Origin of the sequence: Singulisphaera acidiphila DSM 18658 (assembly GCF_000242455.2) — a bacterium.
GTDB lineage: Bacteria > Planctomycetota > Planctomycetia > Isosphaerales > Isosphaeraceae > Singulisphaera > Singulisphaera acidiphila.
This window is the reverse complement of the sequence record NC_019892.1, coordinates 8,350,475-8,365,141: the sequence shown is the minus strand read 5'-3', so window position 1 is coordinate 8,365,141 and position 14,667 is coordinate 8,350,475. Positions and strand designations below refer to the sequence as shown.

The following is a 14,667-nucleotide window of genomic DNA, read 5'->3' as shown; positions in this document are numbered from 1 at the left end:
CGTCCCCAACACTCCTTGCCTGCACGTAAGTTGGTTCGAGGCAGGGAGTCCGCGTCTGCAATGGACGCGATATCGACGGTCACGCCCCCTCAATTTATTAAGGATTTCGAATAACTTATGGGCTTCCACCCCCGCTTGGCCCTGGCGACACCCGCGTCTGGGCCGGAGCCTTCGCCGGCAAGCCTGGCGTGGCTTGCCGGCCTGACCGAACGGCACTGGCGAGTCCAACATTTCCGATCGCGGGCCTGCCCGTTCGGGACCGAGGCCGTCGGACAGGTCACAGGGCTTCCCGGACGGCACCTCGACGCCTGGTTGATGCCCGATGATGTCTGTCGCAGGCTTTTCTTGCGGGGGGCGCGGCAGGCCGACCTTTGTCTAGTCGAAGGAACGCTGGAGGAGCCGACAGCGCCGCTCGAGAGTGCGCAGCACGACCGGCCGGGAGGACTCGCACCGATTGCCGAGGCCCTCGATCTGCCGGTCGTGGCCCTGGTCTCCTGCCTGCCGTTGCACCAGTTTCATCTGCCCCACCTACCGGCGGGCGTGGATGCCGTGCTGCTCGACGGTCTGGAGAATCCCGAGGATTACGAAGCGTACCGCAACCTGGTCACCCTAATGGCGCGGAAGCCGGTCCTCGGCGCGGTCGAAGCGCTGCCCGAAGTTCGGGCGGCGATCCGGCAATCGCCTCGGGACCAGCCGCTGGACGACGACCTCTTTCGCAAACTGGGGGCTAGCTTCCTGCGGTTCGCCGACCTTGGGGCGATCCGAGCCTTGGCGCAGAGCCGCCCCTTCCCTTCGGTCTCGGCCGAACCCGAGCCTTTGCCCTACCGCCGATTCCGGGTCGCTTACGCGCAGGACGAGGCGTTTGGCTCCTATTTCCCCGACACGCTCGAAGCACTCGAGGCGCTGGGCGCGGAGCTGGTCGAGTTTTCGCCGCTCCGGGATGAGTCGTTGCCCGAGGGGGTCGACCTGGTCATGATCGGCTGTGGGTTCCCCGACCGGTATGCCGATGCCCTGACTGAGAACCTCAGTCTGATCGCCGCGCTTCGGGCGCACGTCTGCCGGGGCCACCGGATCTATTCCGAAGGAGGAGGGACGGCCTATCTCGGGCGCACCCTGATCCTTGGCGATCGTCGGGTGCCGGGCGCGGGAATCCTGCCGTTCGACGCGGAGGTCCGGGCCATCCCCCGGTTGCCGACACCGGTCACCCGGACCTTGACCCGCGACGGTTGGCTCGGACCCAAGGGAACGATCGTGCGGGGCTACAAGTCGGGCCGTTGGCGTTTGCACCCCGGGGCCGACCCGTTGGATTGTCCCAGTTGCTTCGGCACGCTCACGACGCAGGGGGACATTTCCTATCATCATCACGCCATCGGCAGCTTAGTCCACCTGCACCTGGGGGCCCTCCCCGAAGTCGTCGCGGCCTTTGCCGGCCCGCACCGGGCGTCGCTCACCCTGCCGTTCGCCCGCCCCTGATCAGCATCGAAAAAAAGAAAAATAGAGGGGGGAGCCTGAGAAGACGGCTCCCCGTCGAGCGGCTCAGCGAATCTTCTCGATTCGCTGCCGCTCCGCTTCGATCACGGGCTCGGCCGGTGTGTTTTTCAAGCGACGGCCCACGGCGATCAGCAGGGTTCGCCACTCGGCGCGGTGAGACGGAGTGTCGGCCAGCACGCTCATCCGGCCGGTGATCTGCTCGAGGATGTCGGGCGGTCGCTCCGGGCGAATGAGGTCGCTCCAGATCCGTTCGGCCCTGGCGAACTCCCTGCGCTTCAGGTAGTGCTCCAACATCAGGAACTGGCAGGTCTCCAGAAGCCGTTGGACGGCCGGGGAGCGCTCGGCGGCCGGGATCGTCGTGAACCGGGTGCTCAGCTCACCTGGCTGGTTCTTCTGGAGCATCGCGTCGGCCAAGAGCGCATCGAAGTAGGGGTGCAAGCCGGGGCTGAGTTGGGGCCGCTGGATCGTCGTGAGGACTTCGTCGACGTTGTCGGGCGGCGTTCCCGAGGATTCACGCTGAAGCTGGGCGACCGCGGTTTTCACGGCCCATGTCAGTCGAGTGTCGTCCGAGGCGTCTGCGGCAGGCTGGGGAGATCCGGCATAGCGAGGCCAGAGGGCTCCGGCCGGCCAGTCCTTCGGGGCGAGCCGGGAAGGCTGTGCCCCTGACTTCACCTGGAAGAGCGGATCACCGAGGTAGACCAGCTTCCACGGTTCGCCACGCGCCTCGTAGGGCGACTGGCGCATGGCCGCGACCAGGGGCATCCCTGCTTCGATCAGGGGTGCGACGAGCTCGGGGGTTCGGAACGCGGCGAGGCCGGGCTCGTGCATCGAGCCGAAGAAGACGAAGGCTCCGTTGGCGAGCCAGCGCCCCGCGACCGTGTTCGGGTCGGACGGGTCGGCGGCCGAGAAGCTGTGGATCATCAGAACGGCCGCCGGTTCGGTTTGCGGTACGTCCCCCACCAGGCCGTAACCGCCTACGAGGCCGAACCGGTTTGGCTCGCCTTGACTGTTGATCATTACGAGTCCGGAGCGATTGACCGGGTCGAAGGTCTGGTGCCAGCCTGTGAGGTTGGCACGATCGCCCGAGCGATGGGTGACCGGCAACAGCCGAGCGAGGCTCCGCGAGGCGCTGCGCATCGCGTAGATGGACCAGTTCCTTTCCTTCTCATCGTACGTGTTCATGAGAAGGGCCGACTTCGGCTGGAGGAACAGGCTGCACATCGCCCGGTAGACGCTGGCGGAGGCCGTTCCGATAAGCCGGCCGCCAAACGCCCAGCGCACCCGGCCACCCGCCGTTCGGCCGATCAAGTCATCGAAGGCCTTGGGGCCTTCCTGAACGGATTGGGGGGCGTAGCGGTAGGGCCAGTCACCTGCCAGGGTCACGAAGTCGCAGTTGTCGCCCAGCCGGTTGTAGCTTGGGATGCAATCGGCGACTTTCGACTCCAGCGACGCGGCAAGCGCGTGGGCCTCGTCGTTCGTGAGGACGTCTCCAAAGCCTTTTTCGACGTCCCAGCGGAGGAGCGGCTGAAATCGTCCCGCAGCCAGGGCCACCGCGCCCGCCAGCGATGGGCTATCCGGTTCCGAGAGGACGACGCCCGGCGGAGTGGCTCCGAGTTTCTTGGGAACCAGGTCCCCGGCGAAGGCCGTTGCTCCTTTCTCGCCCGGCTTGCTCCATGTCTGCCCGATAGCCTTGAGAACACGGGGCCAGACTTGGTCGGCGGGGATGGTTTCGGCCTTGCGAGGAAACCGGACGATGCGGGCGGGCTGGAATGCGCGGAGGAATTTGAAGGAGAGTTCGATGTCGTCGATCAAGATCGGGAAGTAGTGGTCCTGATCCCAGGTCGCGATGGCTTCGAGGAAGGTCGCGAAGTCGGGGACCAGGCAAACCTGGTCGACCACGAGCCGCTTGGGGCCGGCCTGCTTCTTCCAGGAGGCCGAGGCGGTCCGGAGTTCATCGATGCCATTCGGTGGGTGTACGAGCAACGAATTTGGGGCCTGCCCCAGGGTCGCAACCGGAATCAGGACGAAGAGGGCGAGGCACGGAAGGATCGGTGAAAGCCAGGTCGGCCGGGTCATCAAGGCTCCTTCCCCCGGTCAATGGTGTGGAGGCTGGCAGGAAGAACGGTTATACTAGATGAGGTGGGCGTGGCACCAGTTCATCGTTTTCGATCGAACCTGAATGTGTTTACGCGGGTTCCGCGCCGATAAGGAATTTGGACTGATGAAAAAAGGTGGCATCCTCAACCCGGCGATCTGTTCGTTGCTCGCCGAGCTGGGACACATGGACGAATTACTCATCGTGGATGCCGGTTATCCCCTTCCTCCCGATGGTCACGTGATCGACCTGACCCTGACGCCGGGCATTCCGCGGTTCCTCGACGTGCTTCGCGCCGTGGCGGAAGAGCTTGTGATTGAATCGATTACCGTTGCCAGCGAGATCACCGAATTCAGCCCGAAGCTGTATCAGGAGATCCTCAAGATCGTCGGCGATGTGGATGTCGACGAGATTCCGCATCATGAGTTCAAGGAACAATCGCTGGGGGTCAAGGGGATCATTCGGACGGCGGAGTTCACGCCTTACGCGAACGTCCGCCTCCTTTCCGGCTCCGCCTTCTGATTCAAGTCTCCGAAGTCAGACGGAACCGGCCGGCATTTCGGGGACCGCGACCCCCAGTTGTTCGGCCAGTTCCGCCAGTTTGGCCCAATGGGCATCCTCAAGCGGGACACCCTCGGCCGACCGTTGCTTGAGGGTCTGGCGCTCGGGGTCGCCCGGCAAAAGGATCGCCTCGACACCGGGGGCGCGGGGTGTATTCCGCACGTAGTCGGCCACCTGGGTTGACTCGCGGACCAAGGCGTCATGGCCCGAGAACCGCTTGGGGTCGAGGACGAGGAAGACCACGTTGTTCCCCTTGGCCGCGGCGGCGTCGGGGTGGCTCGACCGGCCTCCCGAGAGCCCGCCCGACAGCATGTCGAGCACGAGGCTCAGGCCGAATCCTTTGTACGCCTGCGTTCCTCCCATCGGCAGGATCGAGCCGAGCGGCTTCTCATAGAGCACCGACGGATCGGTGGTAGGCCGGCCCTGCGGGTCGAGGAGCCAGCCTTCGGGGACCGGCTTCTGGTTGATGTGGTAGACGCGGACCTTCCCTTCCGCGACGACGCTGGTGCCGAAATCTAGGACGACTGGCTCATTCTCGGTCGGCACGACGGCACAGAGGGGGTTGGTCCCTAACCGCGGCTCGAGCCCTCCGGGCGGGGCGACGCGCTGGCCGGCGCCACAGTTGTTGACCGTCGCGATGAGGACGAGTCCTTCGTCGGCCGCCCGCTCGGCATACTCGCCCAGGCGTCCGACGTGGCCGCAGTCGCGCGCGGTGCCCGCCGCCAGCCCGAGCACCTTGGCGCGGGGCAGGATCAGGTCCAGGAGCCGATGCGCCTGGACCTGGCCGAGGCCCCATTGACCGTCGCACACGACGACCGCTGGGGTTTCGCTCACCACCTTGAGCGGGACACCGATCCGGTACGCTTCATTCTTGAGGAAGTCAACGTACTGGGGGACTCGCATCACGCCGTGCGAGTCGTGCCCACGCAGGTTGGCCCCCACCAAGCTTCGGGCGACGGTCGCCGCTTCGTTGTCGGGAACCCCCACCGCTGCAAAGAGACGGGTCACGAATGCGGTGAGAGTGTCCGCGGCGAAACTAGGCATCTCGGAAGCTCCGGGGGGTGCGTGAACATCGATTCCGAATCTTACGCGACCGACGGACATTTGCAATCCTGCGCCGTTCGCGATCGAATGGTCGCATTGTCCGGGCATTGAGCCCGTTTCCCTTCCTCACAAAGATCAAAGGCACGAGGTTCTCCCCAACATGGCGTACCGGGTCAGCACTGAGGCACGCGGCGGTGGAAAGGTCTACACCCTGCACGATGACGCAACGGGTTCGTCGGCGTCGATCTTGCCCTCTTACGGCTTCAACCTGTTCGACCTGAGATTGCCGGTGGCCGGCGAGGTCCGCCCCGTGATCGTGTCGGAGCCGGACTGGGCCGATCAACCGCGGAACCCGGCCCGTAATGGGGTCCCGATCCTCTTTCCGTATCCCAACCGGGTTCGGGACGCAACCTATCAGTTTCACGGCAAGACCTACCGGCTGCCGGTCGGCCTGGCCCCCAACGCCATCCACGGCTTCGCGCTCGACGCCCCCTGGAACGTGATCGAAGAGAAGGCGGACGAGTCGGGAGCCTCCTTGACCGGTCGCTACCAGATCTCGTGGGCGACCCCCAAGATGATCGAGAACTGGCCGACCGACGCCATTCTCGAGGTCCGCTACCAACTCGCCGGCCGGACCCTTACGATGACGATCACGGTCAATAACCCGACGGCCAAGGCACTTCCGTATGGGTTTGGCATCCACCCTTATTTTCGGCTTCCGCTGGCCCCTGGCGGCGCCCCGGAGAAGACGCAAGTCATTCTTCCCGCCGCGAAGGAATGGGTCCTCGACCAGTTCCTGCCCACGGGTGAACGGCGCGAAGTGGAGGCCCGGGTCGACTTCCGCAAGGGGCAACCGCGGAAGGGCTTGAAGCTCGATGACGTGCTGACCGGCCTCGCGTTTGAGAACGACCGTTGCGTCTGCCGGCTCGTCGACCAAAACCTGCCCGCGGAGTTCCGGTTGAGCTTCGATCGCAACTTCCGCGAGTTGGTCGTCTACACGCCGCCCCGCGAAGACGATGTGATCTCGTTGGAACCCTATACCCAGACGACCGACGCGATCAACCTGGCCACCAAGGGGGTGGATGGTGGGCTGAGAGTCCTCGAGCATGGGGGACAGGACAAAATGACGATTGTCATGGAAACGGTGGGGTAGATGACGCGCTTTGAGGAGTGCTCACGCGGCTCCTTTGGGGCTCTTTTCCGGATTTGGTGATGCGTCCCTGCGCCGGTCTCGCCTATGATGGAGTCGTCAAACGGATTCTTAGGAGAGGCCGTCGATCAGGGGGCGATGCCTGGGTTGCCCTCATTTCTGTCTTGTCTTGAGTGGCGACGCGACGGTCGGGCTCTTTGCCTTTGAAGGTCGACTCGCTGTCGTTGGGAGCGATCATGGAGCCGCGCGAGCCGGCGATTTCAGACGATCTTCAAGGCTTGCGGATCGATATCCTCCGACAAGCTTTGGAGATTTACCTCACTCAGGCTTATCCGGCGGGCTCACCTCCCGAGGTGGTCCGTCGTCGCCTGGCGTGGCCGTCGGATGTGGAACCGATGACCCTCCTGACGCGACCGCCCTTCGAACGCGTGGGCAATGCGGGCGGCGGGGCCTCGCCCATTTATGCGCTGCGGCTGGGCAACCTCCGCTACCCGCATATGAAGCTGCAAATCCAGCCCTGGCCCAACGAGGCCGGTTTCATGCTCTCGGTCAATACCCACGACCAGGTGCTGGCCATCGACCCGGCTTCGAGCGACGCTCAGGCCTTTCGCGACCTCCAGGCCGAGAACCAGCGGCTCAAGGAGGCAATCGAGGCAGCCTGGGATAAGGCGGGACTCCCCACGTTCCTGAGCTACCTCAGACGCTATATCGAGGATCGGGCGGGGGCGGGCTCTCATACCCCCCCGTGTACCGAGCACTCGGAGCCGGAGCCTGGTCCCGCGTCGGATTCGCGGTGAGCTTGATTTGGATCAGAGGGGAGCGGGGGTGACGAGTTCGGCCGTGACTCCGCGCGGGATGATGAATGCGAAGGTCGAGCCCGCACCGAGCGAGCTTGCGACTTCGATGGTCCCGCCGTGGAGCTCGACAAAGGTTTTGACCAGGCAGAGGCCGAGCCCCATCCCTCGTTTGCAGAACTGGTAGTCTCCGGAGGAGTGGTGCATCGTATCGAACCCGGTGAAGAAGGGCTCGAACAGATGCGGCCAATCGGTCTCCCCGATTCCGACGCCGGGGTCGGCAACCTCGAATCGGACCTGATCAGGGCCGTGGGGACCGGCTGCGATGCGGAGAGTTCCCCCGTCCGGGGTAAACTTGATCGCATTGATTAACAGGTTCGTCAAGATATCGGCGAACTTCGCCGCGTCGACCTGCGCGATGCCGAGCTCCGGGTGGAGGTTGAGCGCTATGGTCTGGCCACGCGCGTCGAGGTAGGGCTTCAAACCCGCGACGACCTCGCGGACCAACGGCTCGAGCACGGTCGGCTCGAGCGAGAGGGTGTGGCCGAACTGACCGCTTCGGATCAGCTTGAGCATGCGCTCGACTGTGCCCGCCAGGCGTTTACCCGCCCCTTGGATCCGCTCGACCCAGCTTTTTTCGGCAGGAGTCGCGTCCTTGGCCTGGGACATCTTCCAGAGCTCGGTCATTCCGAGCACGACCGCCACCGGGGTGTTCAGCTCGTGGCTCGCGACTTCGATGAACGCGGCCTTGAGGCGGTTGGCCTCGACGAGCTGCCGGTTGGACTCTTGCAACTGCTCGACCAATCGTGCCTTCTCGACGATGAGATTGTGCTGGTCGACAGCCTGACGAATGACCGACTCGAGCTCCAGCGGGTCCCACGGTTTGGCGATATAGCGAAAGATGTTTCCTTCGTTGATCGCGTCGACGACGGCTCTGATGTCGGCATAGGCGGTGAACAGGAGCCGGGTCGCGTCAGGGCGGAGCTGCCTGGCGTGATGGAGCAGCTCCACGCCCGACATTTCGGGCATGCGCTGATCGGACATCACGACATGGATCTCTTCGGCCGACTCGAGGACCTTGAGGGCGTCGGCCCCTCGGCGGCAGGTCATGACTTGATAGTCGAGCCGCAGGAGGTCGTGGACCGATCGGAGCACTTCGGGCTCATCGTCGACGACCAGGAGGGTGGGCCGCGTCTGGTTCATCGGAGGACCGTCTTGAAACTTCGCTCGGAGCTTCGCATCAGGCGGGATCCTGCGGGTTGAACTGCTTGATCAGGGTCACCTCGTTGCCCGCATCATTATAACGCAACTCATCGACCATTCCCTTGCAGATCATGAGTCCGAACCCCCCCGCGCGGAGGCCGAGCTTATCGCGGACGTCGAGGTGCGAGAACGGATCGTCCGGGATTGCGGCATGGGGCAGATTATTCAGGTCGAAGCCGTTCCCCTGGTCGCGAACCTCGATCTCGATGCGTTCGTCGAAGATCCGGTAGATGATGTTGACCAACTGGTCCGACTGATGGCGGTTGCCCCATTCGATGGCGTTCTGAGCGATCTCCATGACGGCCTGGCGCAACTGCATGACCTGGTCGTGACCCAAGGGGGTCGACTTGCAGAGGCTCATCAAGAAGTCGTTCAGATCTTGGAGCAGGGTGATCTCGCTGTTCAGCTCGACGTGAATTTCCCCGTGCATTTTCTCGAGCTCGAGCTCGGCCCGCCAGGCGCGTGCGGCCTTGATTGCGTTGAAGAGCTCCTGCATCCCGTAGGGCTTGGTGAGGTAGGCGTTGGCCCCAACGCGGAAGCCCCTGAGCCGGTTCTCAGCCCCCCCCAAGGCCGTGAGCATCACGACGGGCGTCAGCATTGTCTGGCGGTCGCTCCGAAGACGCCGACAGACGTCGAACCCGTTGATGTCGGGAAGCATCAGGTCGAGCAAGACCACGTCCGGGTCGAGCCGTCGGGCCATCTCGAGCCCCGACTCGCCAGTCTCGGCGACAATCGGCACGTAGTCATGCAGGCGGAGCAGACGCGCCACCATCTCCGCCTGATCAGGGTGATCTTCAACGATCAGGGCCGTGCCCATTGGATCCGTTCCCTCGCCAACCCGAGTCGAAACGGACGGTCGATTCTCGATCCGCCCTGTCCCTAGACGTGCAACTCCACGACATCGGCCTCGTGGAGCTCATGGTCGCGTTTGACCGTCTGCCCTTCGAAGACCCCCGTGCCCCACACTTTCGCGAATTTCAAGGATTGTTCGAAGTCGCGATGAATCTCCCTCGCCAAGTCAAGGACCGTGCCGCCGATAGGAATGGTGAACGGTTTGGTTCGGTCGGCCGGCTTGCCGGGCAATTTGGTGTAAATCCGCATCACGCCCAATAAATCGTACGAAGCAAGCCTGAGATCGTCCAGGCCCTCCCCCCTTTCGAGCGAGATCGGTAAAATTGGAAACTTGGGCGCAAACCATTCTTTGAGCACGTCGAGTCGGTCCTGGGCCCCCTCCGCGTCGGTTTTGTTGGCGACCAACAGCGTCTTGACGTGCTGGATCGTCTCGTCCTCGACGTCGAACGGGAGTGTCCCGACCAACTCGGTATGCACGTCGGCGAGCCGGGCCAGGGCAATCTCGGTGCCGTCGGCGACGTCGTCGCTGCCCAGGTCGGCGACCAGGATCGCGGCATCGGCCGAGCGAATGAGACTGGGCACCCAGGGTTCGAGGAAGTCGGCCGAGATCGGCGGCAGGTCGACGAGCTGGATCCGGACATCCTCGTAAAACATGATGCCGGGGTAAGGCGCACGCGTGGTAAACGGGTAAGGAGCGACCTCGGGCTTGGCATTGGTCAGGGCCGCCAGGATCGCGCTTTTACCTACGTTGGGGGCACCCACCAGGACGATCTGGCCCGCCCCCTCGCGAGGCACGCGATGGCTCACTCCCCCCTTCTTCCCACCCGATTTCGCCCCTTCGATCTCGTCCTTTGCTCGGCTGATTTTCTGCTTCAGATCCGATTGAAGTTTCTCCGTCCCCTTATGCTTGGGCAAGAGGCGAAACATCTCGCGGAGCTTTTCGAGCCGATCCGCCGGGCTCAACGCCTTGCGCAGCTCTTCCTCGGCCTTGCTGTACTGGGGAGGAAGGTTGGCGGGCATTTGCGGCGTGTGCTCCTAGGTCAGTCCAGCCACCGGCCTGCGCAACCTAGCGAGATTAGCGACGCAAATCAAGTCCGCAATGACTCCGGTGACCGTCGGCAACGTCCTCGGATCGGCAGAGCGAGGGGGTGACGACCCCCAAATGACGTTGCATCGGCCCTGCCGAAGGCCTGGTGGCCGCCTTCGCCAGAGGGCATTATCTGCGCCTTGGGGCTCGATCCTGAGTCCCGCCAGGGTAGGGGAAGATCAATTTGTTTATCCAGATGCCCAAACGTCTTCGAGATACCGATTGTTCGATTGTAGCTCGTAGAGCCACGAGTCCGCAACGCGACCGTCATGTCCCGTCTTTGCTGCACTGATGTTGTGGAAGGCGGCCCGGACATCAGGGGCCAGTCGCGCGGCATCGCCGCAGACGTAGACCACCGCTCCATGGTCGAGCAGGTCCCAGACGCTCTCGGCGTTTTGGAGAATGCTATGCTGAACATAGCATTTTGGCTGTCCCGAGACCCGGGAGAAGGCCGGGATGAGGTGCGTCAGGCCCTTCGCCTCAAAGTCGCGGAGTTCCTTCTCGTAGAGGAAATCGTGGCTCGGGTTGCGGCAGCCGAAGAAGAGGAGCGACGGACCGACGTCATGGCCGCGATCCTTGAGGGCTTTGCGTTCCTGGAGGAAGCCGCGGAACGGAGCCAGGCCGGTGCCGGCACCAACCATGATCATTGGCGTGCGCGGGTCGGCCGGTGGTTGAAAGGGGGTGCCGGGGCCGCGAACGAAGCCGAGGATCTCGCTCCCCTCCGTCAGTTCGGCGAGGTAGTTCGAGGCCACCCCTTCGTACAGGCCGAGGCCGGAGCGGGATGCGTCCCGGACCACCGCGACCGTGATGCTCGCGATCCGTTCGTTGATGAGCGGTGAGGACGAGATCGAATAGTACCGTGGCCGAAGCGGCGGCAGCATGCCGAGGAATTCCTCGAACGCAAGCACACACGACGGGTTGAGTTCGAGCAGGTCGAGCACCGAGCGGCGCGGGAGGAAGACCTCCTCGCGGTAGCGGGCGAGGCTCGCCTCGTCGTCGCCGACGAGGGGAGTCAGCCTTGCCTTGTCGGGGGGGCAGAGGGCCTTGTCGGCGAGGACTCGTATCTGGTCGCGAGTCGCCGGGTCCTGGAGCTCGACGTAGCCTCCGACCAGTTCCGCGAGGCGGATCGGCCGATCGAGTGGCAGATTCGATTTGCCCGCGTCGTCGCGGCGGATGATGACCTGGGAATCGCCATCGAGCCGGAACCGTTCGAGGACGCGGCGGATCGCTCCCCCTCGATTGCGCGGTAGAACGCCGAGATGATTCCCGGTGTGGTAACGGACTCCGTCGGGCAAGGCCAACTCGATGTGTCGGGTCGAGCGCTCGGGAGCCTTTGCGTCACCTGCCTGTTGGAGTTCCCGGCTGGCGACCACGGTCATGCGATGGGCGGAATAGGCTGCGACGAACGGGAGGTCGACTTGCGTGTCGACCGTCTCGATCCGATACGCAGCCCTCGGCTTGGCTTCGGCCTTGATCTGGAGCCCCAAGGCCGAAGCGATCCGGGTCCAGAGGAGGCCGTACCAGGTCTGGAACTGGCCATCGAGGTCGTCCGCGGCATCCCCTTCACCGCGCTCATGGAGCCGGGTCGCCCCGCCCGCGGCGAGCTTCTGGTCGATGAGCTTCGGGATCGCCTGATAGGTGGCCGACCAGTTGTGGTCTCCACATCCGAAGATGGCGTATCGCACGCCTTGGAACCCGGCGGGACCGGTGTTTCCCTTTTGAAGCCAGTCGCAGAAGCGGGCCGCGTTGTCGGGTGGGGCTCCGTTGTAGGAGGAGGTGACGATAATCAGTGCGCCCTCGCGGGGCAGGTCGCTCGTGGCGTCATCGAGCGCTGCGGTCGCGACGGAGAAGCCGAGGGACCGGCCGTCCTCGGCGATCCGCTGGGCGAATCCTTCTGCGGTGCCAAGGTTCGAGCCATAGAGGATCAAGAGCGGGGTGCCTTGGCCGGCCGGAGGAGGAGCCGCGGCCTCCGCCGTTTCCTGGGCCACGCTCAGGGCCATCGGTACGGCGGAAACGGTGGTCCGGACTCGCGCCCCGCGCGGCCGGACCTTCATGGTGAAGCCGTCAGGCTTCAGGGTGAGCGTCTCCTTCACGCGAAGCCGGTAGTTGGCGTGATCGATGGGCTCGAACCGCCTGAGGATCATTCCGAGGACGAGCGTCGCCTCCTGCATCGCGAACTGCTGGCCGATGCAGGCCCGCTGACCGTTGCCGAACGGTTTGTACGCATTCGAGGGGAGTTGCCGCTCCTGTTCCGGAGCGAACCGAGACGGCCGGAACTCCTCGGCGTCCGCTCCCCAGACGCTCGGGTCGCGGTGGAGCATTGGGAGCAGGACGACCAGGTTTTCCCCCTTGCTCAAGGCGAAGCGGCCGCCGAGGGTCGTCTCCTCGCGCGGGTAGAGCGCGAAGGCGGGGGCGGTCGGCCAGAGCCGGAGCGACTCCTTGAGAATCTGCTGGACGTAGGCAAGCTGGTGGACCTGGCTCAGCGTCGGGGTCGACTCCGGGTCGGTGCCGAGGACGCGGTCCACTTCCTCATACGCCTTGGTGAGGGTCTCGGGATGGTTCAGGAGGAAGTAGAGGGCGAAGGAAAGGAGGCCGCTTGTCGTCTCGTGGCCGGCGATCAGGAAGGTGAGGATCTGGTAGCGGATGTTGACGTCGTCGAGCCCCTCCCCGGTCTTCTTATCCAGGCCGGTAAGCATGTAGTTGAGCAGGTCCTTCTTGGTGGCCATCGCTTGTGGGTCGGCCCGGCGCTCCTGGATCAGTCGGTCCACGACCGCATTCATGTAGGCGATGTCCTGCTCATGGCGGCGGTGGGTGCGGAACAGGAGGGCCTCTTGAAGGGGGAGCCGGTTGGCTTGGAGGAGCGACTCGCCGAGCGAGCGGACCATCGCCTGGACGAACGGGTGGGGATCTTCGCGGTAGAACGAGTTGAAGCGGTAGTCGAATCCGCAGAGACCGATGGTGTCGAGCGTCAGGCGGGTCATGTCGTCGGCGACGTCGATGACCTCATCGGGGTTGAGCCTCGACCACTTGGCGACGAGCTGGTCGGCGATGTCGATCATTTGCGGCAGGTAGCCCTGCATCGCCTTGGCGCCGAAGTTCGGCATCAGGATGCCGTGCGCCTTGGACCAATTCGGCTCGAAGGTCCAGGCGGTGAACAGGCCGTCGCCGGAGAAGCTCCGGACTTTGCCCAAGGCCGTGCTGATCAACTTATCAAAGCGTTGCTCATCACAGGCCTCGTTGACCAGCTCCTGGCTCGAGAGGATCACGAGCTTCCGCCCCGGCAGGTCCAGCCGGTAGATCGGACCGTGCTCCTTCGCGAGGCGGATGAAGCTCTGGAGCGGTGCCCGCCGGTCGAGCGCATTCAGGTTGCCCAGGACGGGCCAGGCTGTCGGCTGGGGAATTGGCTCGAGCCCTGCTGCTTTCTCAACGTCCATTCAAGCTTTCCCCGGCTTTGAGAAGCGACCGAAGAGTCTCGGTCGAGTGCCCATGTCTTCTTGGCTTGTCCTTGGAGCCGTGCTCGACCTCGCGGCGGAACGAGCGCGGGGATAACGCCACCAAGGAATCAGGCCTGGCTGGCCGATCGCATCCGACCGCGACCTTCGACGCAGCGCGCCGACCTGTCCTTGGATGACGATGAGGAGCAGATCTTCAGACGAAACATTCCGCCAGGCTCGGAGGCACTCCGGGCGGACGCGGAGGACCGTCCCCGGGTTCACCTCAACCACCTCCCGATCCACCAGGAACTGACCCCGGCCCGCCGCGACGATGTAGACAACCTCGTTTCTCCGGTGCCGCATCTCATACGGCGTCTCTTCCCAGGGGAGTACCTTGACGAACGAGACGTCAACCCCGGTCGGGTGGAGTCGGTCGCGGAGCGTTGGCTTGCCCGGAATCGGGAACGGCGGGGTGAGCCCGAACGAAGTCGTCTGGCACAACCCGTCCAGCCCTTCGGCGTGGACCACGGAGAACGTCGGAACCTCGGCAGTTGCAGGCTCAGCGCCGACTTCGGCCAAGGCCCGGTTCGACGTCTGCCGGAGGCGCTGAAGATGCGCTTCACCGAACCCCATCATAGGCCGTCCCCCCTCCCAAAGAAATGTTTTATCCACCGAGACGATCCCCTCTTTGGGGATATTAATGACCTGGGGTCATTAATGGTGGAAATCTAGCCTGGATTTCTCACCCTATTCTTTCGGGGTCCGATCGCTCGACGATTTCGACGGCTCGCCCCCGCCACCCGCGGCCTGCGTGGTCTCCCGCTTGCTCATCACGTCGGCGTGGACCTGATCGGACCTCTTCACGCCAACGCGAACCTGGTTCCTCAGGCCCCCGC

11 protein-coding genes are annotated in these 14,667 nt (G+C 64.2%); 4 read left to right on the top strand and 7 right to left on the bottom strand.

Translation table 11 applies throughout. The features are described 5' to 3' along the window. The first annotated feature begins 117 nt into the window (after positions 1 to 117). The gene (locus SINAC_RS32570; RefSeq protein ID WP_015249800.1) at positions 118 to 1,473 is read left to right on the top strand and encodes a cobyrinic acid a,c-diamide synthase; all 1,356 of its coding nucleotides are present in this window, start codon (positions 118 to 120) and stop codon (positions 1,471 to 1,473) included. Positions 1,474 to 1,536: 63 nt separating this feature from the next. On the opposite strand, the gene SINAC_RS32565 is transcribed toward SINAC_RS32570, so the two are convergent. After that, entirely contained in the window at positions 1,537 to 3,567 is a 2,031-nt protein-coding gene (locus SINAC_RS32565) for a hypothetical protein (RefSeq protein WP_015249799.1), read from the bottom strand. 145 nt (positions 3,568 to 3,712) lie between these two features. On the opposite strand from SINAC_RS32565, the gene rbsD reads away from it, so the two are divergent. Beyond that, positions 3,713 to 4,108 carry a D-ribose pyranase gene (rbsD, locus tag SINAC_RS32560; RefSeq protein WP_015249798.1) on the top strand — a complete coding sequence of 132 codons (396 nt, stop codon included), beginning with the start codon at positions 3,713 to 3,715 and terminating at the stop codon, positions 4,106 to 4,108. Between the two features lie 15 nt (positions 4,109 to 4,123). Here rbsD and SINAC_RS32555 read toward each other — a convergent pair whose 3' ends face one another. Further along, positions 4,124 to 5,191 carry an Ldh family oxidoreductase gene (locus tag SINAC_RS32555; RefSeq protein WP_015249797.1) on the bottom strand — a complete coding sequence of 356 codons (1,068 nt, stop codon included), beginning with the start codon at positions 5,189 to 5,191 and terminating at the stop codon, positions 4,124 to 4,126. 160 nt (positions 5,192 to 5,351) lie between these two features. Between SINAC_RS32555 and SINAC_RS32550 the strand changes: the two genes are divergently transcribed. Both SINAC_RS32550 and SINAC_RS32545 read left to right on the top strand, forming a co-directional pair. After that, the gene (locus tag SINAC_RS32550; protein ID WP_015249796.1) at positions 5,352 to 6,344 is read left to right on the top strand and encodes an aldose 1-epimerase; all 993 of its coding nucleotides are present in this window, start codon (positions 5,352 to 5,354) and stop codon (positions 6,342 to 6,344) included. Positions 6,345 to 6,577: 233 nt separating this feature from the next. Continuing rightward, positions 6,578 to 7,138 (top strand): hypothetical protein, encoded by a 561-nt coding sequence (locus SINAC_RS32545; RefSeq protein WP_015249795.1) that lies wholly within the window; start codon positions 6,578 to 6,580, stop codon positions 7,136 to 7,138. 12 nt (positions 7,139 to 7,150) lie between these two features. Here SINAC_RS32545 and SINAC_RS32540 read toward each other — a convergent pair whose 3' ends face one another. The 5 genes from SINAC_RS32540 to SINAC_RS32520 form a co-directional block, all read right to left on the bottom strand. After that, positions 7,151 to 8,338 carry a hybrid sensor histidine kinase/response regulator gene (locus SINAC_RS32540; RefSeq protein ID WP_015249794.1) on the bottom strand — a complete coding sequence of 396 codons (1,188 nt, stop codon included), beginning with the start codon at positions 8,336 to 8,338 and terminating at the stop codon, positions 7,151 to 7,153. A 37-nt stretch (positions 8,339 to 8,375) separates the two neighbouring features. Then, positions 8,376 to 9,215 (bottom strand): response regulator, encoded by an 840-nt coding sequence (locus SINAC_RS32535; RefSeq protein WP_015249793.1) that lies wholly within the window; start codon positions 9,213 to 9,215, stop codon positions 8,376 to 8,378. Between the two features lie 62 nt (positions 9,216 to 9,277). After that, on the bottom strand, positions 9,278 to 10,270 hold the full coding sequence (locus SINAC_RS32530) for a GTPase (protein ID WP_015249792.1): 993 nt from the start codon (positions 10,268 to 10,270) through the stop codon (positions 9,278 to 9,280). Positions 10,271 to 10,525: 255 nt separating this feature from the next. Next, positions 10,526 to 13,771: a bifunctional cytochrome P450/NADPH--P450 reductase gene (locus SINAC_RS32525; protein ID WP_015249791.1), complete on the bottom strand. Its 3,246-nt coding sequence runs from the start codon at positions 13,769 to 13,771 to the stop codon at positions 10,526 to 10,528. Further along, complete coding sequence (locus tag SINAC_RS32520; RefSeq protein ID WP_015249790.1) at positions 13,772 to 14,407, bottom strand: cupin domain-containing protein; 636 nt, start codon at positions 14,405 to 14,407, stop codon at positions 13,772 to 13,774. Positions 14,408 to 14,667: the final 260 nt, after the last annotated feature.